Source organism: Escherichia sp. WS1450 (assembly GCF_046487395.1).
Classification (GTDB): Bacteria; Pseudomonadota; Gammaproteobacteria; order Enterobacterales; family Enterobacteriaceae; genus Escherichia; species Escherichia coli.
The window spans coordinates 1-2,653 of record NZ_JBJQJO010000089.1; the positions used below are offsets into that span (position 1 = coordinate 1).

Annotated in this window: 3 protein-coding genes and 1 pseudogene; 2 read left to right on the plus strand and 2 right to left on the minus strand. The window is 44.1% G+C overall.

Annotated features, from left to right (window positions below; all coding sequences use genetic code 11):
- Positions 1-370, minus strand: a 370-nt coding sequence (locus ACJHYR_RS27390; protein ID WP_171946116.1) for a transposase, incomplete at its 3' end; no start/stop codon positions are given.
- 301 nt (positions 371-671) lie between these two features.
- On the opposite strand from ACJHYR_RS27390, the pseudogene ACJHYR_RS27395 reads away from it, so the two are divergent.
- Together ACJHYR_RS27395 and sodC are read left to right on the plus strand one after the other, a co-directional pair.
- Positions 672-926: pseudogene (locus ACJHYR_RS27395) on the plus strand (hypothetical protein); the annotation flags it as partial.
- Positions 927-1,290: 364 nt separating this feature from the next.
- Complete coding sequence (gene sodC, locus ACJHYR_RS27400) at positions 1,291-1,815, plus strand: superoxide dismutase family protein (protein ID WP_000823671.1); 525 nt, start codon at positions 1,291-1,293, stop codon at positions 1,813-1,815.
- A 128-nt stretch (positions 1,816-1,943) separates the two neighbouring features.
- On the opposite strand, the gene ACJHYR_RS27405 is transcribed toward sodC, so the two are convergent.
- Complete coding sequence (locus ACJHYR_RS27405) at positions 1,944-2,168, minus strand: hypothetical protein (RefSeq protein ID WP_001470144.1); 225 nt, start codon at positions 2,166-2,168, stop codon at positions 1,944-1,946.
- Between the last annotated feature and the right edge of the window lie 485 nt (positions 2,169-2,653).

Consider the following 2,653-nt stretch of genomic DNA (forward strand, 5'->3'; position numbering starts at 1 on the left):
AGGCTGAGGTAATTTCGCGGGTAGTCATCCCTCTGGCATACAGCGCCAGGATCTGGTTGTCCATGCCGGTAATGCGGGTCTGATTTTTCTTCACCAGTTGTGGTTCGAAGGAACCATCACGATCAGGTGGAGTACGTAATTCCATCGGCCCGTCGGTAGTGGTGACGGTTTTCGTGGAATAGCCATTACGGAAGTTGGTTCCCGATTTGGTCTGATTTTTTTCATGTCCCAGATGGTGAGTCAGTTCAGCGTTGAGAGCTGCCTCAACACTTATTTTCTTGAGCAGGCGATCGAACTGACTGAGATCTTCAGGGGTTTTGAGATTTTTGGCCAGTTCGTTAGCCAGAGCCTGCAATTGTGTGTCGTCCATAATTTAGCTTTCATTTGATGTTGAATTGAACATATCAAAATCAGGCAATTACATAAATCTATGTACAGGCTCAATGCCGGCGCTGGTATTGTAGAAATCAATCCTGCCCCTGATGTCGGAGATACTCTCGTTAACCTTCCTGATTGTATCCTCTGCTCAGTCAATGGGTTGCCAATGGGGGCACCCTTTCCTGACTGATTCGTCATTTCATTCTTATTGTATGTTACTGGCATTACACCAGTGCTGGCATACTTTCCTGCGTGTCTGCACCGGTTTGACAAAATTCAACAGGGATAAAATAGTGCAGGAAACTGAAGCATTACTTGCAGAGCCGGGAGACATCCGGCGTTTTATTCAACAGGCAGTGGATCACTGGCCGCATTTTCTGATTGTCCACTTCACACACAATTCGACAGAAGGAAACATCAACGGACAACAGATTCATGCATTCTGAACTTCCTTTTATGAACGTATTACTGAACGTAATCACAGTGACAGTCCATCCTCGCCGGTGGTATTACGCTGGTTGCGTGAACAACATGAAGGAACAACAATACCTGTTGCTGCTCAGCCATGTGGTGGCATGCAGCGGCACTTTAAGCAGCACAGGGCACTTTGAACTGCTCCGGGAATCCTGGAGACTAAACTCCCTGAGAAAGAGGTAAACAGGATGAGTATGATTCACAATTGGGGTAATTTGTTCCATTGCCTCAAATGCTGGCTGTACGCCACAGACTCTGCGTGTCTGGGTTAGCCAGTATGAGCGGGATACAGGGGCGCTTCACACATAACATTCCTTCTAATTTGCATAATTAATTACACTGATAGTCACATTCAATAACTATCATAAGCTATCATCTGGCTGACTGTTATTTCGCAACAGTTATTGAGTAAATCTTTAACCTGTTAACAGAGGGTTTATGAAACGTAAACTTATTGCCTTTGTGATTCTGGCTACATCATCCTGTGGATATGCAGCCACCAAAGATGTAACAATGAATCTTGTTGATAGTGACGGAAAAGAGCGAAATATTGGTAAAATAACCATCCAGAAGACACCCTACGGGCTGCTGTTCACCCCTGATCTTCACTCCTTACCCGCCGGCATTCATGGTTTTCATGTACATGAAAACGCAAGTTGTGCTCCTGCCCTGAAAGATGGAAAAACTGTCGCTGCTTTATCTGCAGGTGGTCACTTTGACCCGGAAAAAACAGGGAAGCATCTCGGTCCATGGTCTCCTGATGGCCACCTAGGTGATCTCCCTGCGCTTTATGTCACTCATGACGGAAAAGCAACCTACCCGGTGCTTGCGCCAAGACTATCTGAATTAAAGGAGCTCGATGGCCGTTCGCTAATGCTCCACGCAGGAGGTGATAATCATGATGACCATCCTGAACCTCTAGGTGGCGGTGGTGCAAGAATTGCCTGTGGTATCATCCCATAATCAATCAGGTAAGGGATATCCTCCCTTACCCTTAATCTTCCCTGGCGGCATGTGCATATCTTTCAGTTACTGTGAGATACCTGTATTACGGTGTCTTTTTAGCTCACAGAAATATCAGACAGCCCGTTTCAGTGTTTTATTACCTTAATCTTTTTACGGCATTCTTCAGCTCTTGCGCATGCTATTTTTTCACCTGTTTCATAACATTGCTGGCAGCCTAATCCAAATTTCATCGCCATATCATAACCTTCCCGAAAACCTCGGAACCACGCGTTACGAAGGTATTCATCATATTCCCCGTAGTCAATAATAACCATTTTATTTTCATGGGATTTTCCGGTATTCTCACTCATTTTCGATACCTCAATGCTTACAACAGAAAAGTATACTTTTACGAAGTTCGCCTTTGCAGGACTATATAAAGTTATCACTGGATGCAAGAGCCGGAAATCATGTATATCAGGATCAACTTTGTAATTCAATAACATATTATCCAGTGAAAAAGTAAGTATATTTAAGCTGGGGAAGGAGAAGGGGGACTTAATTTGATATTTTCATCAATAATATTATTTTACCTCCTCCATTATTCATTCAGGCCTGGTTCCGGGCGTAATTCCGATTTCTCTGTTGAAGCGATGCATTTATATTTAAATATTCACCTGTCATTGAATTTTATTTGAAATAGGAGAAAATCTCCTCCTGTACTACAGATAACCCGGAATGTTCCTGGATTTGCCCCTATATTTCCAGACACCTGTTATCACTTAACCCATTACTGGCCCGCTGCCGTAGATATTCCCGTGGCGAGCGATAACCCAGTGCACTATGCGGATGCCAT